Raw genomic sequence first — 23278 nt, forward strand, 5'->3', positions numbered from 1 at the left:
AAAGAATCCGTTTTTCGAAGTCGATTCGACGGTGGTTCACGAGCGGGATGCTCGTCCAACCACTCAATCGTCGGTCGAACCCGTTCCCACGTCCCGGTGGCCGTCTTCGGAGGGGACACCGTCCTCCGTTCCCTGCGTCCCGGGACTACCTTCGTCCATGTCCGGGTTCGGAAGGGCGAATGCGAGCAGGAAGCCGAGGGCGATAACGGGAACCGTCCAGAGGAACATGGTCGTGAGACTCCCGGAAAGGGCGTTGATAACCGCGTGCTGGATTCCCGACGGGAGCGAGCTGATCTCGTTGACGTTCTGGCTCGCACCCGCGTACTGCGCCGCTTTCGGCCCGAGCGCGTTCGTGAGATCGTCCGTGAGTGTCGAGGTGAAGACGGAACCGAGCACTGCGACACCGATACCCGACCCGAGGCTCCGGGTGACGGAGACACTCGTGGTCGCCACCCCGATCCGCGTCCGATCGACGGCGAGTTGCGCGGAAAGCGACAGCACGGGGTTTACGAAGCCGAGTCCGACGCCGGTGACGAGCATGAAACCCGCGATGGTCGTGAACCCCATGTCCGGTGTCATCGTGGAAAAGAGGTAGTAGCCGATCGAGGCGGTTGCGAATCCGACGACGGGGAAGACACGCAGTCGCCCGTATCGACTGATCAGTTGGCCGGTGATAGCGGACACGACGATCATCCCGCCGAGCAACGGGAGGAGCAGGAGTCCGGAGTTCGTCGCGGACACGCCCGTGACCGCCTGGAGGTAGAGCGGGAGGTAGGTGACGCCGACGAGTTGGCCGAGACCGATGACGAAACTCAGCCCCATCGCCACGCCGACGCCGCGGTTCGAGACGAGGTCGATCGGGAACACCGGTTCCGCCGTTCGGACCTCCTGTACGACGAACGCGACCGCGAGGACGGCCGTCAGGCCGAACAGTCCGAGGATCGTCGGCGAGTCCCACGCGTAATCCCCGCCGCCCCACGAAGTCGCGAGGATGAGCGTCGTCAGGGCCGCGACGAGTAGGAGCGCGCCGAAGTAGTCTATCGGATGATCGACGGTCTCCTGCGGGATGTCGAGGTAAGCCCACACGAGCGCGAGCGAAAGCACGCCCAGCGGAAGGTTGATGAGGAAGATCCAGTGCCAGGAGAAGTGCTCGGTCAACCAACCGCCGACGAGCGGGCCGATCACGAGCGCCGCCCCGAAGCCCGAGAGCATGTAGCTGATGTACTCGGAGCGCTTGCGCGGCCCGAACATATCGCCGAGGATGGAGAGCACGAGCACCCAGAGGCCGCCCGCACCGATACCCTGGAGCGCACGGAGGAGCGCGAGTTGGACGATGCCGTCGATGTATTGGTTCACGACCGGAATCGAACCGGCGGCCGCACAGAGCGCGGAACCGACCACGAAAACGGATACCGCGACAGTGAAGAGCGCGCGCCGACCGTAGATGTCGCTGAGTTTGCCGTAGAGCGCGGCGGAAGCCGTCGTCGTGATCAGATAGGCAGTGACGATCCACGAGTAGTTTTTGACGCTTCCGAGGTCGCTCGCGATGGTCGGAAGTGCAGTCGAAACGATAGTTTGGTCGAGCGCGCTCAGCATGATGGCGAGCATCAACCCGCCGAGGACGATAGCAAGCCGACGGCGAGGCCACTCTTCGACGGGCGAAGAAGTGGGATGACCGCCGCTCACTGCGACCGGCCTCCACATCGCAGACGGTACGTCGTTCGCGCTTCATTCGTCGGTTCGTACGCTACTCCCATCGATACTCACCGTGATTCGAGTGAGTCCAGAGACATATCTGAATACGCATGGTTCGGTATTTCCGTGCGCCACGGATGAGTCTTCCACCTACATGTAGGAATCATCCGACAGTGACAAGTTCGGTCGGGCGTCACGGTAACCATGCCACGAGTTCAGATCGAGATTCCCGACCCACCGGCTAACTGGTTGGTCGCGCTCTCGTCGTCCCATCCCGAGGACGAGTTTCGAATTTTAGCGTCGTATCCGGGGGAGAATGGAACGATCGGGATTTTGGAGGCAAGGACTCGAAACCCGAACGCGATTCGGGAGGAGTTGGGCGAAGTCGAGGACCTCCACTCGTTTCGGGAGATGGATTCCGACGGGGAAGTCGTGATCATCGAATATCGTTCACCGGAGCCGAAAATGCAACGACTGGTATCCGACTCGGGGACCGTTCCCCGATATCCCGTCGTATTCCGTGATGGAACGGTCACCGCTACCCAGGCTACGTCGCACGCACAACTGTCCGAACTCACGGATTCGTTCGAATCCGCGGGAATCGCGTACAACATCCGATCCCTCGTCCAAAGTCTCGACCCGGACGATCTCATCACCGCTCGTCAGCAGCAGTTCATCGAGAAAGCGGTTGACCGAGGGTATTACGAGACACCTCGAGGATGTACCCTGACGGAACTCGCCGCCGAAATGGACGTTCACAAGACGACTGCAGGTGACGTCCTCCATCGCGCGGAACGACGGATAATCACGGAATTCGTTGCGAGACAGTCGTAGCGGTCGGAAATCGGGGACGGGTTCGTTTTCGTCCGGATGAAATCCATTTGCCGGACGATGGGTTACCCGGAGACGGAGTTTGTGTATAGCGAGATAGAATATACATATTCGTCAACTCACGTCGCCAGAAGGGCGACAGCACCGATAGCGAGCCCGATACCCGCCAAATCCCGCAAATCGACGGAGTCGCCGAGAAACAACACGCCGAGGACCGCAGCGACGACGAAGTAGAGGGCAGTAACGGTCGTCGCGATTGCGGTATTGCCTCGTTGAAGCGCGGCGTAGTAACTGATGGAACCGATACCGGAGAATACCCCACCGGCGACGGCGAAGGCGACGCCGGACCCGGAGAGGGATACGGGGTCGGATTGGACGGCGATGTACGCGATCGCGACGCCCACACCGACGACGTACGAGATTGCCATCGCCACTTCCGGTGCGAGGGTACGGGTGGCGAGGTCGGCGAACACCGCCCAAACGCCCCACGTAAGCATACCGACCAGTGCGAAGTAGATAGCTGTTCGAACCATGCGATTGAGAAACGGTACACGGACGAATGTGTTCGGATTCCGGCGGAGAAGGAGGTGTCAACCGTGGGTCAGAGAGTGCCTGATTCGGGCGTAGTCGAAGTATAACAAACTGCCCTATCCGTGACTCCACGAACATGAGACGCCCGACGATACTCACACTCGTCCTCATCGTCGCGTTCGCCGTCGGGGCGATGACGATAGGCACGGAGGGGATGCAGGCGAACGAGGAACCGAGCGAGCGCTGGAACCGAACGTACGGCGGTTCCGGCGACGATATCTTCGCGGACATCGCTCCGACGGACGACGGCGGCTACATCCTCGCCGGAGAGACGGAGAGCGATGGTTCGGGTATCGATGGCTGGGTCATGAAGGTCGATGGGAATGGTGAACAGGAGTGGACGCGGACGTTCTCCGGGCCGGGAACGGACAGGTTCTACTCCGTCGCGACGACCGATGACGGATACGTCGTCGCCGGACGGACCGACCGCGACGGAACGCCGATGGGGTGGATACTCGAACTTGGGGCGGACGGTTCGACGCAGCGAGAGCGAACGCCGGGCACCGGCGCGTTCTACGGCGTCGAACACGCCGATTCGGGGTATATCTTTGCGGGATGGACGCAGGGAGACTCGGGTACCGGCGGATGGCTTCTCAAACAGGACGGATCGGGCGCGAAGACGTGGGAGAAGACGTACGCCACACCCGATGGAACCTCTGGAGGGCTGTTCAAGGCCGTCGTTCCCACGTCGGATGGGTACTTCGTCGCGGGGCAACTCGACGGCGACAGTCAGGACGGATGGATACTCCGCGTCGGGAAAAACGGGGAACGACAATGGCAACGGACCCACGGCGGTTCGGATCGTGAGGCGGTGTGGGCGGCGACCGGTGACGAGAACGGTGTCGTCATCGCGGGCGAGTCCGAAAGCGGCGAGTCACGTGACGGTTGGGTGTTCCGATACGACAAGCGTGGCGAGTTGAAGTGGGAGAAACGGTTCGGCGGCGACGAGGTCGATTGGCTCGACTCGGCGATGCCGACGGACGACGGTGGTTACCTGTTCACCGGCGGAACGTTGACGGGAGGAATCGGCAGTTCGGACGGATACGTGGTGAAAACCGGGTCCGACGGAACCCTCGACTGGGAGAAGGCGTACGGGAGCGACTCGTGGGACAAGCCATGGCCGGCCGTACGATCGCACGACGGAGGCTATATCCTCGCCGGACAGACCGGCGGGTTCGGCGCGGATGGCAAGGACGGCTGGATTCTCGAACTCGGCCCCGGAGCGGCGAGTCAGCAAGCATCGACGACCGATTCGAAAACCACGACGGAAGGAACAGTCCAGGAGACTGGTTCGTCCCAAGGGACGAATCGGTCGTCCGAGGGGACGAGCCTCCCCGGATTCACGGTTCCGATAGCGATTATCGCGCTCGCGTTGCTCGGCCTGGGGATGCGCTATCGGTCGTGAGATATCGTTACGACGGTTGGGCTGCGCTGTTCTATCCTCCCTGCGTCTGAATACGAGGTGTTGCTGAGACGATGACGGTACGCGACCGTTCCTTTCAGCTTCGATCGAGGTTCTTTTATTGCTGTACTCAGTTTACGTCTCTAACTGAGTCCACGAAACGGTCTATTATGAAAGAAGGGAAATTCACAGAACGGGCGACGGAACTCGACCGTAACGGACGAGCGGCGTATCGTGTCACGGGCGACACCGACGATACCAGCACCCGAATCATTCGGGGTATAGACGATGTCGTCGGGGAGGATACGGAGAGACAGACGTGGTTGTACGACAGAGTCGACCCCGACGCGTTGGACGCGATTTTCAAGCAGAAACACGACGGGACGTCTCGAACCGAAGGAAAGGTCGTCTTCAACGCACGTGGCTGTGAAATCGTCGTCCAAGCGGACGGTGATATCATCATCTACGCACCCGCCGACGACTCGTCCGAGTAGTCGATCGAATCCGAAACGGTATTCAATACCCGGCTACGAATGGCGTCAAGAACCGATTAATGACCGAAAAAGCACCCGTTACTTTCCGCGAACTCTGTCAAGAACTCCCAGTACAAACTGGGCTATTCAGCTTTGGTCCGATACTGTTGGGAATCGCCCAACTGTGGAACGGCTTTGCCCATCAGACTGCGCTCTCGTTCAACGCCATGTTCGCCGTCGTGATGGTCGGGTTCGCGGTGCTCATCACCCGCTACCACCTCGCGTCGTTTCAGTTGGATAAGTTGGAACGGATTTAGGCGGTTCCGGCAGGCGCCCCCGCCCGCTCGCTCCGTCCCGCGTAGGCGTTGTACCCGGCAACGATCGCGACGACGATACCCGAGATGATGTCACTCCAGAACGCCGTCGAGGCGGTCATGATGAACGGAGTGAGTATCATCCAGAGACCCAGCAGCGCGACGAACGACGAACTCCCCACGCTGTTCCCCATCCCACGCGACATGCGGTAGTAGTTGTACCCCGCGATGAGGAAGATGGCCGCGCCGATGATGAGGTTGTTCCAGTAACTCGTCATCGACATCGACGGGTAGACGAACGCGGAGACGAATATCCATGCCCCCACGAGCGAGACGAACCCACTCAGCCATTTCAGTCCCGATTCACGGGAGTCGGTACTCCGTGTCGTTCGTTCCCTTGCTTCTGTTTCACTCATTAGTGTTTCCCCGGAAGAGGGTAGGGCGAGCGAACGAATAAAGCGAGCGACCGTTTAAGACGAAAACCGAATCGTACAACCGCTAAGGTGCCGTTACGCCCGATTCGGGTCGTACGTTTCGAACCATTCCGTGAGCTGTTCGATGCGGTGAACCGCCCTGTCCGGGTCGCCGATGTTGTGATGCTCACCCTGGTAGATGACGAGCTTCGAGGGAACGCCCCGTTTCTTGACGCTGACGTAGAGTTGCTCGGATTGTGACGGCGCGCACCGCCAATCCTCGTCACCAGCAGTCACCAAAAGCGGAGTTTCGACGTTTTCGACGTCGGTGATGCTCGATGCGGCGTCGTAGCCCTCGGGATTCTCCCACGGCAGACCGAAATCGTTCTCCCACCACAGGTGGGCGTCGTCGGTTCCGTACGCCGAACGGAGGTCGTAGATGCCGTGTTCGGCGGCGGCCGCGGCGAACCGGTCCGTTCTCGTCACGAGATAACCGGTCGTGATACCGCCGTAGGAGAGTCCAGTAACGAACGTTCGGTCGGAATCGACCCAGCCACGTTCGACGAGGTGGTCGACGCCCGCGAGCACGTCCTCGGATTCGCGTGGTCCCCACTCACCACGGATGACTTCGCTGAACTCCTGTCCGTAGGAACTGCTACCGCGGTAGTTGGGGCGAAACACGATGTACCCCTCGTCCGCCCAGTAGGCGTATTCGAAGGAGAATTCGGGCGCGTCGTAGGCGACGGGGCCACCATGAATGGAGACGACGAGGGGCCGTGGGTCGGGGTCGTCGGGGTCGAAATCGGTCGGATAGTAGACGAATCCCTCGATGTCGTCGCCCGACTCGTTCTCGTAGACGACCCGCCGACAATCGGGCATGGCGTGTGTCTCCTCGAACGATTCGTTGAGTGCAGTTATCCGGGTCGGCTCGCCGGTATCGAGGTCGCTCACGGCCATGGTGGACAGTTCGCCGACGGTCTCCGCGTCTGTGAGCAGGAACGCGACCGTCCCGCCCGCGGCGTCGAACGTTCGGACCGTCAGGTAGTCGCCCTGTGAATCGAAGGTGAACGTCGGCGCGTCCTCGTCCGCCGGACAGCGGACGAGACGAGTGCTTCCCTCGTCGCCGATGGGTACGAGAATCGTTTCGTCGTCCTCCCATCGAAGTCGCCCGACCCGTGCGACGGTGCGGTCGAGCGATTCCGTGACGGACCGGTACTCGCCGTCCGCCGCGACGTACACCTGATTCGGAACGTGGACGTTCGTCGGATGTGCGCCGACGAACGCGAGTTTCGACCCGTCGGGCGACCAGCGAGGCGAATTGGCCGTGAGGTCGGAGTCGGTGACCTTCCGGCAGTCGCTCCCGTCGGGGTCGATGATGTACACGTCCATCGTGTTCGAATCGTCCGGCCGCTCCGAACGGTCCGAAAGGAACGCGATTCCATCCGGTCCCCACGCGGGTTGGAGTCCGAACATGGGTTCGTACGCACCGCCGCCGTAGGCATCGTCGAGGCGGCGGGTTTCTCTCGTTTCGAGGTCGACTACGAACAGGTAGGTCGTCACTTCGTCCAGAAACCCCTTGCCGTCGAAGCGATGTTGCAGTCGCTCGGTCTCGACGGGACCGCCATCCCGGAGCTCCGAGAGATAGGCATCCTCGTCCTCGGTCGGGTCGCGCGACGAGATGACGAGTCGCTCGCCGTCCGGTCCCCAGTCGAACCCGTCGATACCCTCGTCGCGGTCGGTTACCTGCCGTGCGTCGCCACCCCGAACCATGTCGAACACCCAGACCTGCGGTTTGGGTTCGTCGTCCTCATCGTTCGACTCTTTTCGGTCTCCCTCGTCCTCATCTTCCTCGCCCGCTCCCGCCCCCACGGCGAGGGAAACGTCCTCGTCGCGGGCGGCGAGAAACGCGAGTTTCGAACCGTCGGGCGACCATTTCGGTCCCCCGGCATCGGAAGCCCGCGAGAGTCGATACGGGTCCTCTCCCCCGTCCGCCGGAACGACGAACAGCGAGGTTCGTCGGTCGTCCGCCCTCCGGTCGAACTCGTCCGCGACGAACGCGATGCGGGAACCGTCCGGGGAGAGCGAGAGGTCGCTCACCAACGTCAGGTCGTAATAATCGTCGATTTCGAACGTCTCCGTCATGGATGAAGGTTCCACGGGAACGGCTTAGTTGTATGTCCACCAGCAAATCGAACGGTCCACTGCCAGGATCACGCCACGTTTCGCTCGTCGACGGTCCGACCGTCCGCGAATCGGGCGGAGTCGAGACCCGAGATGTCGACGAGTGACGCTTCCCCGTCGAAGACGAGTTCCGTCACGAGTTGACCGGTCGCGGGTGCGTGCTGGAACCCGTGGCCCGAAAAGCCGACGGCGTTCACGAAGCCCGAAATCGTCTCCTCGATAATCGGGTGGTGATCCGGCGTGACGGCGTACAGGCCCGCCCATCCCCGGCGGATTCGGGAGTCGGGACCGAAGTACGTCGCCAACTCCGCCGCCTTCTCGACCGCATCTATCGTCCAATCGAGGTCGGACGAGTGATCGTAAGCGTTCGGGTCCACCGTCGTGTCCCCGCCGAAATGGCCGCCGACGATGGCGGCACCTTCGCGCTCCGGTCGGAAGTACAACCCCGTATCGAGGTCGATGACCAAGGGAACCGACTCGGGAACGGGCGTTTCAGGGTCAACGACCGCGATTTGGCGACGCTCGGGCGAGATGGGAAGGTCGAGGCCCGCCATCGCCGCGACTCTGCCCGCCCACGGTCCGGCCGCGTTGACGACGAAGTCCGCGTCGATGGGCCCCGCGGTCGTTTCGACGCCTGTAACGCCACCCCCGTCCCGCAACACATCCGTCACCTCGACGCCGGTACGGATGTCCACCCCGTCCTCACGGGCGCGGGTGGCGAACGCTTGAAGCGCCAAATGCGGGTCCGCGAAGCCGTCTGTCGGTGAGTACGTCGCCGACCGGAAACGGTCGGCACGAAGACCGGGGCAGTGTTCCAGCGCCTCCTCGGGAGTGAGCGACTCGCTCGGTACACCCTGCTCGTTTTGCATGGCGACGGTTTCCGCGAGTTCCTCCACGGAGTCGTCAGTCCGGGCGAGGAAGAGATAGCCCGAGCGTCGATGGGAGATGTCGGCGTCGAACTCGTCCTCGAATCGATCCCAGACGCGCATGCTGGCCCGCGAAAGCGCGACGTTGACGGGGGTCGAGAACTGCGCCCGAATTCCGCCAGCCGAACGTTCGGTGCTTCCAGCGCCGATGTTCGAGCGCTCACAGAGGACCACATCTGCTCCGCGCTGTGCGAGATAGTGCGCGCTCGAACAGCCGACGATTCCGCCACCAACGACAACTATTCGCATACCGTCGAAAAGGGACCGCTGGCTAATGGTTCCATCGTCGGGAAATAAGCATGTCCGAGCCAAAGGACCGATATGGTTCGTCTCATCTCGGACGACGACGTGGCGTCGCTCCTCGACATCGAATCCCTGCTCCCGGTGGTGCGCGAAGCCTTCGTCAAACAGGGCCGTGGCGAAGTGGAACGACCAGACCGCCCGCACTTTCCGGTTGGTACCGGAATCGTCGGTGATTCCCCCCTCGGAACGGGTCTCGTGATGCCCGCGTACATCCACGGCGCACGCTACTACGCCACCAAACTCGTCGGCGTGTACGAGGGAAACGCCGACCGAGGACTGCCGACCGTGAACGCCCAAATCGCGCTGACCGAAGCCGAGACTGGATTGCCCGCCGGGTTCCTCGCCGGGACGAGAATCACGAACGCACGGACGGGCTGTATCGGCGGAATCGCGGCCGCCGAACTCGCCGCGTCCTCGCCGGTCAAACTGGGGATCATCGGGGCGGGAACACAAGCCCGCTGGCAAGCACGGTGTATCGCAACCGCGACGGACGTCGAGTCGATCCGCGTCTACTCGCCGAGCGATTCGAAGGACGAGTGCGCTGACGAACTCGAATCCGACCTCGACGTTCCGGCGACGCCAGTCGAGTCGGCGGCGGAAGCGGTCGCGGATGCGACGGTCGTCGTCACGACGACCACGGCGACCAGTCCCGTCTTCTCGGGTGAGGCGCTCGAACCCGGAACACTCGTCATCGCCATCGGTGCCTACACGTCCGAGATGCGTGAACTCGATCGCAAAACGTTCGACCGTGCCGACAAGACGTTCGCCGACGTTCCGGAAGAGGTCGCGGAGATAGGGGATTTGCTGGCAACTGACCTCGGCGAATCCGACCTCGTTCCGCTCACCGACGTTCTCGAAGACAGGGTTGGCCGCGACAACGATAGAGAGATTATCGTGGTCGAAAGCGTCGGATCGGCCGTGCTCGATGCGGCCACGAGTGAGTTCGTTTTCGAGCGAGCGGTTGAGACGGAGACCAGTGAGGAAGTCGAACTGTAGCGGCCAGCGAGACTGAGTTTCCAGACGGGATGGAGGGATATCCAGACAGATAGCTTGCCAGAAATCTGTTCAGAAATCCGATCCGAACGGGAGAATGATCGGTGAGTAGAGATGGCAAGAATATTCGGGGACATGTCTGGAAAGCCATCCAGATAGCTATACAACTAGAAATCTACCGAGAAATCCGACGGTAGAACGGTTGAGGAGCGATTTTTTGGAATTGAGGGAAGGAGGAGCCACAAGAAACCGCCGAAGGACTTCGATATCACGCTCAGGTATGCAGGGAGATATCTGTATAGATATCCAGATAGATAGCTATCCGAATAGTTTAGCCCAATTGTCTGACGAGAATTTATGAGGGAGAAGGGTATATCAACCGACTGTATGAAGCGAGCCATCACACTGTGGAGCGAGTCAGGTGGGGTCGGTAAGACGACCATGGCGACCAACATTTCCGCCGCGCTGGGACGACAGGACGAGCGGGTTCTCGTCATCGATCTGGATCCCCAACTGGGCAGCTTGACTGACCACGTCGGCTATCAGGAATTGAAGACCGGCGACCGGGACCACCTCGGGGACGTTCTGTTGAATGATGAGAAGGACATCGAATCGCTCATCGTCGAAACGGAGGACTTCGACCTCGTACCGTCCCACGAGGGATTGGCGAACATCGAGAGTGAGATGGCCGCGCGGAACACCTCGCTCCGGGAGTTCCAGCTCCGATCGGCACTCAAATCCGTCGCGTCGGAGTACGACTACTTCATCATCGATCCACCGGCGACGCTGAACGTTCTCGTGGACAACGCGCTCGTCGCTGCACGAAACGTGGTCATCCCTATCGAACTCACCCGCAAAGGAAGCATCTCCATCGAAGGGTTGGAAGACACCCTCGACAGCATGGAGCGCGGGTTCAAGAAGTTCGACGACGGGTTCAACCTCGGGATTCTCGCCGTGGTACCGAACGAAGTCGGCGACTCGAACATCTACCGTGACACACGCGAGGAACTGGAGACGGACGGCAAACCGGTGACCCCGTTCGGCGTGCGAAAGCGTGACGTGCTGAAGGAGGCGTGGAAAAATCAGATGAATCTCTTCGAATTCGCGGAAAGCGAGGAAACGCGTGATCTCCGCGAGTACGAAGAGGACCTGCTTTCGAACTTCGAGCAACTGGCGCGGATCATCCAACAGGGGACGGTCGATGTCGTGGAGGTCGAAGCATGACGAAGGACGATAGATACGGTGCGACCGACGACGATTACAGCGACGAACTCGACGGGTATGCCACGGAATCGACTACAGCGTCGGGGTCGAGTGTAGAGACGGTCACAGCCGAGTCGGAACCGGAGGAGTCGACCACCGAACCGGATCCGAACCCCTTGCCGTTCATTTTCGCGCGACGAACGGTGAAAGCAGACCGGGACGCTGTTCCGGTATACGTGCAAGACCAAACTGCGACCGAAATCGACGAGCTCGAACGTGAGTTGAGCCAGACGTTCGACGGAGACAAGGTGATGGCCCTCGACGTCCGTGAGGCGCTCATTCGTGCGGGGCTCGAAAACGTGGACGATGTACAGCACGTGATGGAAGAGTGGGGATACGGTCGTCGGTAAAGGTCGCTTCTTGCTATCGGATATCCGGGTGTACATCCGCATGTAAACACGGATAGAATTATATCGAGAAATTCAGACAGCTTTCTGTATAGATATCCAGACATATCCCGGTTCAATCCTACCCACCAGCAGTCCGGACAACATGCTAGATACGGACTACAGAAATGTGTGGAACATGCAAAACCATTAAGTCGGAACGACACCTATTGGGGGATAGATGACGGACGAACTCGAAGAGATTAGAGCGCAGAAGCGTGAGAAAATGATGAACGAGGATGCGGAAAAAGAACAGGGAACCGTCGCAAAACCGGTTCGCGTCGAAAGTGCGGCACACCTCGATGAGCTAGTCGGATCACACGATGTGGTGTTGGTGGATTTCTACGCGGATTGGTGTGGGCCGTGCAAGATGATGGAGCCAGCCATCCAGACAGTGGCGAGCGAGACCGAGGCGGTCGTCGCCAAGGTGAATATCGACCAACACCAACCGCTCGCACAGCAAAACGGCGTGCGTGGCGTGCCGACACTCCAGTTGTACGCGAACGGGGAACCGGCACAGAGAGTGGTCGGGATGCAGGACGAATCGAAGCTCAGAGATCTGATCGGACGGTACGCCTAAGGAAAGTTCTTCGTTCCCCCCGCTCTTCGATCAAAACGAAAAATGGGATTTCACACGTTCGACCCCGAGAAGGCAGCAAAGCTCGAAGACACCGGACGCTATCGGTACGTCTCCCGCGAGGAGTTGCTCTCGTATCTCGACCTCGCCGATGGCGAAACCGTTGCCGACCTCGGGAGCGGGACCGGCTTTTATACCGACGATGTGGCTTCGTTCGGAGAGGGAATCGGCGTGAGCGTTTACGCGGTAGACGTACAGGACGCGATGCACGAGGAATATCGTGCGAAAGGCGTCCCCGAGAACGTCTCACTCGTCACGGCGGACGTCGGCGACCTGCCGTTCGACGAAAACGAACTCGACGCCGCGTTTTCGACGATGACGTTCCACGAGTTCGCGGACGAGGACGCGCTCGCGGAAGTCGCCCGCGTTCTCGGTTCAGGTGGTCGGTTGGTCGTGGCGGACTGGAGCGGGGCGGGTCGCGGTGAAGACGGACCGTCGGTCGATGAGCGATACGACCTCGAAGCAGCGACGGAGTTGGTAGAATCGGCCGGGTTCGAAGTTCGGTACGGAAAAGAGCGAGCGGAGACGTTCGTGTTCGTCGCGAGGCGGTAACCTGACACACTGACGAATACTGCTTGCGATACCAATGGCTGTTCTGGATCGAAATACTATCGACTCGCTTCGCACCGCTGTAGCACGATGCAATCGTCGTACTGAAACGCGTTTTACCGGATGTCGGTATGGCAGGGCGAAGAGAGACGATGAACCCATAAATCGATATTTGCTATACAAACTCAACAGGCCATTTACAATTGGAAGCCTCGATAGTCACCAACGAAGTTCAAAAAAACGTATCCTTAATGTGAATTATTCGACATCTTCTTCGTTCTCAGACTTCAGACCAGACGTGGTTGTATTTCCCACTAGTAGACTCTCGTTGTGGAGGCGTCGATGATTTCTTAATATTGATTCCCGTAATTTCTAATCGCTCTAAAAATTCGTGAAGGGCGGATTCAACCTGTTCCCAGACGACCCGTTCGTCGGCGTCATCTGTTGTATCTAACCTGATGGTGAGCGACCGTGGGTCGGTTTGTATTATTTGTGTTCGATGGATTCCCTGAACTTGCTCAACGGTGCTCGATAAGGGAAGCGGAAAAACCGGAATGGTTCTCCCGTCATCGGTCGAGAAATGAAGAATCTCACCTTGGCGGCCACCGATTTCGATAATAGGAAACGGACTCCCACACGAACACGGCTCCTCGTACATCGTAATACTATCCCCCAAGTCGTAGCGAACGAGTGGTTGAATGCGATTCGCGAGGTTCGTCAGAAGAACCGTCGCCGATGGCTTACCGGGTTCGACCGGTTGATACTCTTCGTCAACTGGTTCCAAAATCACCCAATCGCTATTGGCGTGGAGATTTCCGTGTTCGCACTCGACTCCTAGCGCGAAAAATTCCGTCGAACCATATATCTCTCGTACAGGACAATCAAATATCCGGGACAGTTCACGTTTTTCGGAGACTGAGATAGGTTCAGCGCCCGTGGAAATGAACGCTGGTGATAGCATTAACCGACCTTTCGTCTGTTCTCTGGCGAGTTCTTTAATTACACTGGCGTATCCGGTGATGAGTGCTGGCTGGTAGTCGTTGAGATCCGCTACTAACTCCGGGAGAGATCTTTTAGGCGAGAATACTTTGAATCGATTTCGAAGGAATGGATACCGGCGCTGTAGCATGGTAACACCGGATGCGGCCGCATAGTGATGACCATCGATGGAAATCATTGCCGCCCGGAGTTCGTTTCGAGCCAATTTCTTCGCCGTTTCGACGTTCAGTAGAGACCGTAACCATCGAGTACTTGCCACGCCAGCAGCAGTTAGCGCATAATCGTCCTGAAGAAAAATACCAGGTTCTCCGGTCGTGCCGGAAGTCGTCCATACTGGATATCTGCCGAGGAATCGCTTCCCGATCGCATTTTCATCCTCGACAAATGCATCGATTTCATTCCGTGTCACAGCTGTATCGGTAACGATGTCTTCGAAGTGTTCCATCAACATCGGTTTCGACGTAATCGGGAGGTCTTCGAGGTTGGTGATCGGAAACTGGATATCTCCGTACAGACGCTTATAAAACCGCGATTCTCGAGATGTGAAATCGAGTAAATCTTCGAGTCGTCGCTGCTGTCGAGCGTTTATCTCGACTGGGGTCGTGCGTGCCGCTCGAAGGGTGTCGAAACGAATCTGAAACTTTCCTACCTGACTCAATTTGGCCATCTTTGAATACCTCCGTTACCGCTATTGGTTTTCATTCCGCCGCCGACGCACCGTCGCTTCGATCGGATGCGCATCGGAATGTGCAGTCGTTGCTCCCGGATCGTGATCCAGTTTCTCGGTATGAATTTCGAGATGATACTGCTGCAGAATCGTCGCAAGCACGAGTTTGGTTTCCTGCATCGCGAATCGATCACCGAGACACCGGCGCGGGCCAGCGGCGAACGGGTAGTACGCCATCGGAGGACGTGACGCTTCGCGTTCTTTCGTCCAACGGTCAGGGTCGAACGTGATCGGGTCCTCATACCAGCGAGAATCTCGATGTGTCGCCCATTGACTGATGAGAATCTGGGAACCAGCGGGAATCCGATAGCCGTCGATTTCGTCGTCTTGGGTAGCTTCCCGGGAGATCACTCGGGGTGCGGGAGGGTAGAGACGCATCGATTCTTTGATAACTCGCTCCGTGTATTCGAGTTCATCAAGGTCGTCGTCCGTTGGAGTTTTGTCACCGAGCACCGAATCGAGTTCCTCGACCAATAACTTCTCCACGAGAGGATGGTGACCAACCAAAAAGAGGGTCACCGACATTGCAAACGCCGTCGTACCGAATCCAGCAATCAAGAGGGCGATCACCATATCTCGAAGCTCTTCGTCGGTCATTTTACGACCCTTCTCGTCCTCGGCAGCGAGGAGCATCGAGAGCGCGTCGTCCCCTTTGTCGTCGCTTCGCCGACGGTCTGCAATGATCGAGTAAACGACCGCGTCAAGTTCGCTGATCGCGGCATGGTATCGCTGCCGTGGTGGGAGCGGGACCCATTCGGGAACTCGATCGAAAATTCCGGTAACGGTACCCCACGAGTTAACAAAGAGAGTGTCCAGTGCTCGGACCACTCGCTCCCCTCGATCATCTTCACGTATGTCAGCTTTGAACAAGGTTTGAGAGATGATCTCAAGCATCAGCTGGCTCATCTCTTTCCGGATGTTGATCGTCTCTCCCCCTTTCCATTCGGAGGTCAATCGCTCCGTATAGTCCGTCATCGTGTCCGCATAACTCGTTATATGCTCCGGATCGAACGCCGGGTTAGCCATGTGACGTTGTCGACGCCATACGTCCCCCTCGCTCGTGACGATCCCGTTTCCGACGATATCCCGCAACAGTTGGGTCATCGCCCCTTTCCTGTAGTTTTGATTGTTCCGAATCAGGATGTGATCGATCGCGTCCGGGTGACTGACTAGATAAAAGTCGGACGCAGCGAGACGAAATCTGACGACGTCACCTTGAACTCGACACTCGGAAACGAACTCGAAGGGGTGTCGAATGAATTTCCAAGAACTTCCGATGAGCGGTGGTTCGTTTATCCGAGGTGGAATCGAAGCGTCCGAAATTGATTCCAAACCACCAGGAAGACATTCGTTTAGTATTCCCGTGATTTTATTCTTATTCATCGGTATCATCCGTTCGATTTACTCGACTGCGGGTGTCACGGCGAGGTTCCGTTTCATTCTTGGAAATTGTTCGTTCGAGTGTAACCATACCTATTCCTCATCATAGGAGCGTATATGGATTTCGCTCGTAGGCTCTTGAATGATGAGCAATAAATTTATGATTCTCGATTTTCAATGGAGTTCATGCACAATTTCAGCGATGAGGAGCGGGAGGAGATCAGAGAAAACCTCGTGGAGACCGCTCGAGAACTCATAATTCGACATGGGTTCAAGAAGACAACAGTAGAAGACATTACGGAACCAGTCGGAATCGGTGAGAGTACATTCTATCAATTTTTTGACTCTAAATCGAAGATATTTTTAACGGTGATAGTTCGCGAACATGAATCACTTATCGATACTATCGAATCGGAGTTCACCGAAACGGATGATCCCGAAGCGGACCTGGAACGTCTCATCCATACCTGGGCAGACGAGTTCGAGAATCGTCCAATCCTACGAGCTGGCCACCAGACATTCTCCGAGTACCCGTTCCAAAGCGTCGAAGCGGAGATGCATAACGAGATGACGAACAAGTATCTTGAACAGTTGGGTCCAATTATCGAGGGTCTTAAAGGTCGAAGCGACGGATTGATCCAAGAGTTGGACCCGAGCGTTGTAATGGAAGTGTTGTCGGTCATAGAACTGATGTCCAGATATCGAGATGAGTACGAAAAATACGGATCGGACGAGTACTCGTTTGTACGAGATACGTTGATTACGACAGTAGCAAGAGGGTTGACGAGGGAAAAACAGCGATAATCGAATTGATTCGGGTCCGTGAATCGCGATCGTACGCTGTTCTAAGGAAAGGGACTTCCGAGTCAGTCATCGGACGACTTTTTCATGGACGCTGACGGTAATTCGTTGCATCTGCCCAGTCCCACTCCCAGCGGTTTGCTGAGATGCACGAGTTCGGAGAGGAGGGAATAGAAGACGTTCAATTCTGACTCGACATTTCGATGGAACGCCGAACCGTCGCCTCGACTTCGACGAGATGACAGAGCGGATTTCCGGGGTAGACGACCGGATTTTCGAGGACGCCGACGAGAAGGCCAGTGAAAGGAGCGAGGACTTCGACGCTCTCGCGTTTGAACGGGTCGCTAACCGAACAGATGGTTTCGTCTTCGTACACGAGTTCGCCGCGTTCGCGTCGCATGTCGACGAGGCCGCCCTCGTCCGAACGAATCCACGTTCGCTCGTCGTCGGTTTCAACGACGGTTCGCCATCCCGGCCAACGGACGAGTTCCTGCTGGTAGAGGCCGTATTCGGCGAATACGCTCCGAACGCCGTCCAGAGCGTGTTCGATGAGGTCACGCTCGAACCGGTGGGCTTCCCCCATCTCGATGGTGATGGTCGGGGTTCCGCGTTCCGTCGCCTCCCGGCGGAGCATCCCGGGTGCGCCCCGACCGGCGATGATGAGGTTCGTCCCGAACGCGTTGGCGAGTCGCGCGACGTCCGGATCGAGCATGTCGGCCCGGACGTGGAGCATGTTGGTTCGTCCGCGTGTGGACGTGTGAAAGTCGATGCCGAAATCGCACGGTTCGACGAAGTTTCGATAGATTTCGTGCGCAATACGGCGGTCGTTGGTCCCGTCGGGGCCGCCCGGAAATGCCCGATTGAGATCCTGCTCGTAGCCCGGTAGATATCGCTCCTGGGCGAGAAACCCGGGGACGTTGAGGACGGGCAGGCAGACGATGGTACCGTGAACGTCCGAGTGTTTCCACTCGTGGGCTACCTCGCGGACGACTTCGATGCCGTTGAGTTCGTCGCCGTGAAGCGCCGCCCCGAGGAACACCGTCGGGCCGGGGTTTTCGCCGTTGATGATGGTGACGGGGATTCGGATAGGGTCCCCGAGGTACGTCTCGCTGGTCGGAAAACGGAACTGTTGGCCCTCACCCGGTTCGACGCGTCCTCCGTCGAACTCGAACGCTGTTGATTCCCCCATGGCGGATAAAACGACGGATTCCGTATTGGAGGTTTCCGGGGGAACCGGATGACTGCTAGAACCGAATTCGGGTGAAACCGAATTTGGGTGAGAGTCGGGAAACAGTCCCGAAACATCCTCGGAACATTCCCGGTGGAGTTCGGAAAATCGTTTTTGACCCCTACGGACTCGATGCAGGAGAAGCCATGAAGCAGAACAACGACGCCACCGACGACTCGTCCAACACGGGAACGCGGCGCACGCGCCGGACGTTCCTCGGAGCGACTGCGGCAGTCGGCACGCTGGCCCTCGCCGGTTGTACAGGGAGTAGCGATGACGGTGCGAGTTCGACGATGAGTACTTCGATGTCCACCTCGATGGACACGACCACGTCCGACATGGAGACGACGACCGAGGAGGAGATGTCGAACCCTGACGTTCCGATACTCAACTACGCATTGACGCTCGAACACTTGGAGTACGCCTTCTACCGCGACAGCCTGAAGAAGTTCAGCGACGACGAACTGATGAACGCGAAGGTAGTCTCGAAGTTCGGCGACGGGGTCCGGATGGATGTTCCGGACTATCTGAAGACGGTGAGGGACGACGAGGCAGCGCACGTCGATGCGCTCACCCAGACGGTCAAGAAACTCGGTGGGACGCCGGTCGAGGAAGGGGAGTACGATTTCGGTTGCGACACGCCGACTGATTTCTTCGGTGTCGCGAAGGCACTCGAAAACACGGGCGTCGCGGCCTACGCGGGTGCCGCACCGTCGGTCGTCAACAACGACGTGCTCGCGGCAGCGGCAGGTATCCACAGCGTGGAGGCTCGTCACGCGGCGTTTCTGAACCTCCTCAACGAGGAGTCACCGTTCCCGAAGGCGGTGAACGGGGCCAAATCGATGGACGAAGTGCTTAAAATCGCGGGGAACTTCGTCACGTCGGACGTCGATACGGGCAAGTACGAGATGGGAGATTCGCGCCCGAAGCAGGATCGGAAGAAGGACGACGGGACGAGCGACGTGGACGTGCTGAACTACGCGTTGACGCTCGAACACCTCGAAAACGCGTTCTACCGCGACGGGCTGAAGGAGTTCAGCAACGACGACCTGATGAACGCCGACGCGCTCTCGAAGTTCGACGAGCACATGCGAATGAAGGTACCTGCGTACTTGAGCAAGATCAGCGACCACGAGGCCGCACACGTCGATGCGCTCACGAAGACGGTCAAAAAGCTCGGTGGGACGCCGGTCGGGGAAGCGAAGTACGACTTCGGCTACGGGAACGCTTCGGAATTCCTCGGCGTGGCGAAGGCGCTCGAAAACACGGGCGTCGCTGCGTACAAAGGCGCTGCGCCGACTGTCGAGAACGACGACGTGTTCGCCGCCGCTATCGGTATCCACAGCGTGGAGGCCGAACACGCGTCGTTCCTCAACGAGTTGAATATGACGTCGCCATTCCCGAACGCGGTGGACGAACCGAAGACGATGAAGGAAGTGAAGAAGATAGCCGGTCAGTTCATCGTCAGCAACTGAAATCGACGCCGTATCGTCATCCATTTCCTCTCATGTCGATGGCCTTAGGTAGCCGGGTTCGGATGTAATGTACAATGGAGGCAGTCCTCTGGTACGTGTTGGCCGGGACGCGCGGCGGTATCAACCGCGCGCGCATCCTGCGTTCGCTGGACCAGCGTCCGCGAAACGCCAACAAACTCGCGGAGGACTTGGACCTCAACTACGACACCATCCGTCACCATCTGGACGTGCTCACCGACAACAACGTGGTGAAAGCGAGCGGCGACGATTATGGTGCGGTGTACCTCCCGACCGATGCGGCCCGCCACCACTGGGACACCGTCGAAGACATCATCACCCAACTCGACTGATAATGAACCCACTTGCACACGAGCGACACGTTTCCAAAATCTCCCCACTGGAGGAGTACCGATGAGCTGGGTAACAGCCGCCCAACTCGCCACCGCAGCCCAAATTGCCACCGCAGTAAACATGGTACTCCTCGCGGTTCTCGGCGGCGTCTGGGCCCGGAACTACATGCGACTCCGGTCCAAGCATACGCTCGGAATGCTCGTGTTCGCATCCCTGCTGTTCTGCGAGAACGGGTCGGCGCTGTACTATTACCTGTTAGATCCCGATCTCTCGATCTGGTTCAGCACGGCAGTTCCGCCCATCGCGTGGCACGCGATGCTCCTCTTTCACGTGTTGGAGATGCTCGCAATCGGCTTCCTGGCGTGGGTGACGCTGGATTGAGAGAGCGGGTGAAGGAATTCGAGAAGGAGACTAGGTCGGACCGTTCGGGCGATTTTTCGTAATCGGGACCTCAGCCGGAGGATTCGTGTTATCATACAACAAGAGCTGGTTTTTGACTACGGAATGGGAAGACAGTGACAGCAAGTGACACACTTAACCGTGTTCGGTACTAACCTAACGTGAATCCGACTACCTAGCCCCTATCGACAGCGATGGCGCGGATGTGGTCGCATCGGTGTGGCTTGGTAATCGAGATGGGGAATGACCAGAGGGTATGACTGACAACAAGACGTACGAACGATTGTATAAGAAAACGATTCCGTCGGTCGTGTCGATCTACGTCACGCCGAATGACGCGAATCGTCCGTCGAGAATGGGCGCGGGATCCGGATTCGTCTACGATAACGATGGCTCCGGCGGCCACATCGTAACGAATCACCACGTCACGGGTGGTGCCGACGAAGTGGAACTACGGTTCAGCGACGGCGACTGGCGCACCGGCCACGTGGTCGGTCAGGATAGCGGTACCGACCTCGCAGTCGTCGCCGTCACCGACCTTCCGACGTACGCGAAACCGCTTTCGGTCGCAGCGGACGCGCCGAAACCCGGACAGGAAGTCGCTGCACTCGGGAATCCGATGGGGCTCGACGGAACCATCACGACGGGTATCGTCAGCGGGACGAACCGCTCGCTCCCCACCGGCAACGGGTTCACGATTCCCGATACGGTGCAGACCGACGCAGCGATCAATCCCGGGAACAGCGGCGGCCCACTCGTGACGCTGGATGGGGAAGTCGTCGGGGTCAACCGTGCCCGACAGGGTGACGGCATCGGCTTTGCCATCTCGGGGGCCATCGTCTCGCGGATCGTTCCGACGCTCATCGAAAGCGGTTCCTACCGGCATCCGTTTCTCAAGATCTCGACGGTGGACGTTTCGCCGATCGTTGCGGAGGCGAACGGGCTCTCGGAGCCACGTGGAATCCTCGTCGTCGACGTTCGTCTCGGCCCGGCGAGTGGTGCCCTCATCGGCTGTGAAGCCACCCGGACACTTCGCGGTCGTGAGATTCCAGTCGGTGGGGACGTGATCGTCGGTCTCGACGGAAAAGAGGTTCGTTCCCACGAAGAACTGATGCGACACTTGCTCATCGAAACCCAACCCGGTGAGCAAATAGAAGTCGAACTGGTTCGAGACGGTCGAAGATTGACGGAACAGGTCGTCCTCGGGGAACGACCGAAGGCGAGGGGTAACGGTCGTATCGGAATCACGGTGGAGTGACGGCCGCTACCGAGTGCTCACGATGGAGCGACGAAAAAAGAAATCAAAAACAACGGAAACAGTGGCGTCGGCTGGAGAATAACAGAACATAGCGCCGTGAGGGGGAAAACAACGGAAGTTGCGGACTAATTCGAATCGGTTAAACTGACGAGAACAACGGAAATGATGGGGTTAGCTAGGTGAAACCAAACGAGTTAGGGGAACGACACCGGAAATAGTGGTGTTAGTGAAATAAAGTGAGTGATAGCGGTAGTCGTAGATTGGACGTAGTAGAATCCATGAATCGAACGAAATAGCAGTAGTTGTGAACCTGACGTAGTAGCAGTAGTCGTGAACTAGACGTAGTGGTGTCAGTAAGATGGAAAGGGTTCGTGTAACGAATACGGTGTTTGTCGATTATTTCTCGCGTTCGTCAAGCAGCGATTGATAGTACGGCCGAATACTGTCGTGAACACCGGCGAGTTCGATGGTCTCTTCGAGTGCGCTCACGACGAGGTGAAGGTCCTGCTTGAGCGCGTGTTTGCGGTATTTTCCGCCGGACATCCCCTCGTTTTTCTCCATCGAGGAGATGACGCCGAGCATGGCGAGATCGGCGAGATGGTCACGCATCCGTCTGCTGGTGAGCGCCTCGGTACCGATGTGGTTACAGAGTTGTTCGTATCGCGGTCGGATGTCACGCGAGCGTGCGGGGCATTTGTCCTCCGCTTCGAGAGACGTGAGCGCGTACAGAATGAGACGGGCATGTTGTGTGAGGTCCGCGACGCCCTCCATGATCCGGTCGCGTTCGAGCTTCCGTCGCGCTTCCTGGACGTGGTGGTCCACGACCTGCTCCGCGGCGTCCTTCCGCGCGAGGTCGCCGGCTTCGAGAAGCAAGTCCAGTGCCTGGCGCGCGTCACCGGCGTCCTGTGCTCCGTAGGCCGCACAGAGTGGAATGACGTCCTCCGCGAGGGCACTCTCGTGAAACGCGACCTGATCGCGCTGGCGCAGCACTTTCTGCAGTTCGGTCGCGTCGTACGGCGGGAACGAGACTTCCTTCTCACAGAGCGAGGATCGCACCTTCGCCGACAGGGAGTCGCGGAACGAAAGGTCGTTGCTGATACCGATGAGACCGATTTTGGCGTGTTCGAGGTAACCGTTACTCCGTGCGCGGGGAATCTGGTAGAGGATGGAGTTGTCGTTGATATGGTCGACCTCGTCGAGAACGATGATGATAGTGCCGTTGAGATGGTCGAGTTCGTCCCAAAGAAAACTGTAGACTTGTGCCTGCGGGTATCCGGTGTTACTGATCTGGTCTGCAGGATCGCGGAGCGTGTTGACGAGACGAACCGCCACCTGATAACTTGAATTGAGACCGTCGCAGTTGATCTCTACGACGGAGAGGGAGATGTCGTCGTATCGAGCGGCGTCCTCCTGGAGTTGATTGAGTAGAAATCGGGTCGCGGCGGTCTTCCCGACGCCGCTTTTTCCGTACAGGAAGATGTTGGACGGGGCTTCGCCGTTGATTATCGGTTGGAGCGCCGCGTGATACTCTTCCAACTCGTCGTCCCGACCGACCAGGTTGTTCGGCGTGTACTCCTCCAAGAGCGCATCCCGGTTCTTATATAGGGAGTTATCTCGGTCGAAACTGAACGATGTCATTACACGATGTATTCACGGAGAGGTATATAAAACTGGGCCGTCCGTTGTTTCTTCTGTTCCGAAGA

General features: G+C 58.4%; 23 protein-coding genes. 14 read left to right on the forward strand and 9 right to left on the reverse strand.

All coding sequences use genetic code 11. From position 1 onward, the window contains the following. Positions 1-63 precede the first annotated feature (63 nt). Positions 64-1686: an MFS transporter gene (locus tag NKF25_RS19810; RefSeq protein WP_253228363.1), complete on the reverse strand. Its 1623-nt coding sequence runs from the start codon at positions 1684-1686 to the stop codon at positions 64-66. A gap of 213 nt (positions 1687-1899) precedes the next feature. On the opposite strand from NKF25_RS19810, the gene NKF25_RS19815 reads away from it, so the two are divergent. After that, positions 1900-2529, forward strand: a complete 630-nt coding sequence (locus tag NKF25_RS19815; RefSeq protein ID WP_253228364.1) for a helix-turn-helix domain-containing protein — start codon at positions 1900-1902, stop codon at positions 2527-2529. A gap of 116 nt (positions 2530-2645) precedes the next feature. On the opposite strand, the gene NKF25_RS19820 is transcribed toward NKF25_RS19815, so the two are convergent. Then, on the reverse strand, positions 2646-3059 hold the full coding sequence (locus tag NKF25_RS19820) for an EamA family transporter (RefSeq protein ID WP_253228365.1): 414 nt from the start codon (positions 3057-3059) through the stop codon (positions 2646-2648). Between the two features lie 134 nt (positions 3060-3193). Between NKF25_RS19820 and NKF25_RS19825 the strand changes: the two genes are divergently transcribed. The 3 genes from NKF25_RS19825 to NKF25_RS19835 all read left to right on the forward strand — a co-directional run bounded on the left by NKF25_RS19825 (position 3194) and on the right by NKF25_RS19835 (position 5309). Then, positions 3194-4522: a hypothetical protein gene (locus tag NKF25_RS19825; protein WP_253228366.1), complete on the forward strand. Its 1329-nt coding sequence runs from the start codon at positions 3194-3196 to the stop codon at positions 4520-4522. A 167-nt stretch (positions 4523-4689) separates the two neighbouring features. Further along, a complete protein-coding gene (locus tag NKF25_RS19830) occupies positions 4690-5013 on the forward strand; it encodes a HalOD1 output domain-containing protein (protein ID WP_253228367.1) in 324 nt (107 codons plus the stop codon). Between the two features lie 59 nt (positions 5014-5072). Then, positions 5073-5309: a hypothetical protein gene (locus NKF25_RS19835; protein ID WP_253228368.1), complete on the forward strand. Its 237-nt coding sequence runs from the start codon at positions 5073-5075 to the stop codon at positions 5307-5309. Here NKF25_RS19835 and NKF25_RS19840 read toward each other — a convergent pair. The 3 genes from NKF25_RS19840 to NKF25_RS19850 all read right to left on the reverse strand — a co-directional run bounded on the left by NKF25_RS19840 (position 5306) and on the right by NKF25_RS19850 (position 9075). Then, complete coding sequence (locus NKF25_RS19840) at positions 5306-5722, reverse strand: SPW repeat protein (RefSeq protein ID WP_253228369.1); 417 nt, start codon at positions 5720-5722, stop codon at positions 5306-5308. The two genes, NKF25_RS19835 and NKF25_RS19840, sit on opposite strands and share 4 nt — an antisense overlap. A 93-nt stretch (positions 5723-5815) precedes the next feature. Then, complete coding sequence (locus NKF25_RS19845; protein WP_253228370.1) at positions 5816-7861, reverse strand: S9 family peptidase; 2046 nt, start codon at positions 7859-7861, stop codon at positions 5816-5818. Between the two features lie 68 nt (positions 7862-7929). Beyond that, a complete protein-coding gene (locus NKF25_RS19850) occupies positions 7930-9075 on the reverse strand; it encodes an FAD-dependent oxidoreductase (RefSeq protein ID WP_253228371.1) in 1146 nt (381 codons plus the stop codon). A 72-nt stretch (positions 9076-9147) separates the two neighbouring features. Here NKF25_RS19850 and NKF25_RS19855 point away from each other — a divergent pair, with 72 nt between their 5' ends. From NKF25_RS19855 to NKF25_RS19875, 5 genes are all read left to right on the forward strand, one after another. After that, positions 9148-10125, forward strand: a complete 978-nt coding sequence (locus NKF25_RS19855) for an ornithine cyclodeaminase family protein (protein WP_253228372.1) — start codon at positions 9148-9150, stop codon at positions 10123-10125. A gap of 384 nt (positions 10126-10509) precedes the next feature. Further along, the gene (locus NKF25_RS19860) at positions 10510-11346 is read left to right on the forward strand and encodes a ParA family protein (protein WP_253228373.1); all 837 of its coding nucleotides are present in this window, start codon (positions 10510-10512) and stop codon (positions 11344-11346) included. Then, positions 11343-11735, forward strand: a complete 393-nt coding sequence (locus tag NKF25_RS19865; protein ID WP_253228374.1) for a hypothetical protein — start codon at positions 11343-11345, stop codon at positions 11733-11735. Before NKF25_RS19860 ends, NKF25_RS19865 begins: the two co-directional genes overlap by 4 nt. Positions 11736-11952: 217 nt before the next feature. Further along, complete coding sequence (gene trxA, locus NKF25_RS19870) at positions 11953-12351, forward strand: thioredoxin (protein WP_253228375.1); 399 nt, start codon at positions 11953-11955, stop codon at positions 12349-12351. 42 nt (positions 12352-12393) lie between these two features. After that, positions 12394-12960 carry a class I SAM-dependent methyltransferase gene (locus tag NKF25_RS19875; protein WP_253228376.1) on the forward strand — a complete coding sequence of 189 codons (567 nt, stop codon included), beginning with the start codon at positions 12394-12396 and terminating at the stop codon, positions 12958-12960. Between the two features lie 277 nt (positions 12961-13237). On the opposite strand, the gene NKF25_RS19880 is transcribed toward NKF25_RS19875, so the two are convergent. Both NKF25_RS19880 and NKF25_RS19885 read right to left on the reverse strand, forming a co-directional pair. After that, positions 13238-14623, reverse strand: a complete 1386-nt coding sequence (locus NKF25_RS19880; protein ID WP_253228377.1) for a phenylacetate--CoA ligase family protein — start codon at positions 14621-14623, stop codon at positions 13238-13240. A gap of 21 nt (positions 14624-14644) precedes the next feature. Then, on the reverse strand, positions 14645-16075 hold the full coding sequence (locus NKF25_RS19885; RefSeq protein WP_342766341.1) for a cytochrome P450: 1431 nt from the start codon (positions 16073-16075) through the stop codon (positions 14645-14647). Between the two features lie 174 nt (positions 16076-16249). On the opposite strand from NKF25_RS19885, the gene NKF25_RS19890 reads away from it, so the two are divergent. Continuing rightward, positions 16250-16867: a TetR/AcrR family transcriptional regulator gene (locus NKF25_RS19890; RefSeq protein WP_253228379.1), complete on the forward strand. Its 618-nt coding sequence runs from the start codon at positions 16250-16252 to the stop codon at positions 16865-16867. 178 nt (positions 16868-17045) lie between these two features. Here the strand turns inward: NKF25_RS19890 and NKF25_RS19895 are convergent, their stop codons facing one another. Continuing rightward, positions 17046-18053: a succinylglutamate desuccinylase/aspartoacylase family protein gene (locus NKF25_RS19895; RefSeq protein WP_253228380.1), complete on the reverse strand. Its 1008-nt coding sequence runs from the start codon at positions 18051-18053 to the stop codon at positions 17046-17048. A 185-nt stretch (positions 18054-18238) separates the two neighbouring features. Between NKF25_RS19895 and NKF25_RS19900 the strand changes: the two genes are divergently transcribed. The 4 genes from NKF25_RS19900 (at position 18239) to NKF25_RS19915 (ending at position 21575) form a co-directional block, all read left to right on the forward strand. Continuing rightward, entirely contained in the window at positions 18239-19567 is a 1329-nt protein-coding gene (locus tag NKF25_RS19900) for a ferritin-like domain-containing protein (protein WP_253228381.1), read from the forward strand. A 74-nt stretch (positions 19568-19641) separates the two neighbouring features. Further along, positions 19642-19917, forward strand: a complete 276-nt coding sequence (locus NKF25_RS19905; protein WP_253228382.1) for a winged helix-turn-helix domain-containing protein — start codon at positions 19642-19644, stop codon at positions 19915-19917. A gap of 61 nt (positions 19918-19978) precedes the next feature. Further along, the gene (locus NKF25_RS19910) at positions 19979-20299 is read left to right on the forward strand and encodes a hypothetical protein (RefSeq protein ID WP_253228383.1); all 321 of its coding nucleotides are present in this window, start codon (positions 19979-19981) and stop codon (positions 20297-20299) included. A 274-nt stretch (positions 20300-20573) separates the two neighbouring features. Then, positions 20574-21575 carry a trypsin-like peptidase domain-containing protein gene (locus NKF25_RS19915; RefSeq protein ID WP_253228384.1) on the forward strand — a complete coding sequence of 334 codons (1002 nt, stop codon included), beginning with the start codon at positions 20574-20576 and terminating at the stop codon, positions 21573-21575. 396 nt (positions 21576-21971) lie between these two features. Here the strand turns inward: NKF25_RS19915 and NKF25_RS19920 are convergent, their stop codons facing one another. Then, positions 21972-23213, reverse strand: coding sequence for an orc1/cdc6 family replication initiation protein (locus NKF25_RS19920; protein WP_253228385.1), 1242 nt, complete (start codon positions 23211-23213; stop codon positions 21972-21974). Positions 23214-23278: the final 65 nt, after the last annotated feature.

It is taken from the genome of Haladaptatus sp. AB643 (assembly GCF_024136975.1).
In the GTDB taxonomy this organism is placed as follows: Archaea; Halobacteriota; Halobacteria; order Halobacteriales; family Haladaptataceae; genus Haladaptatus.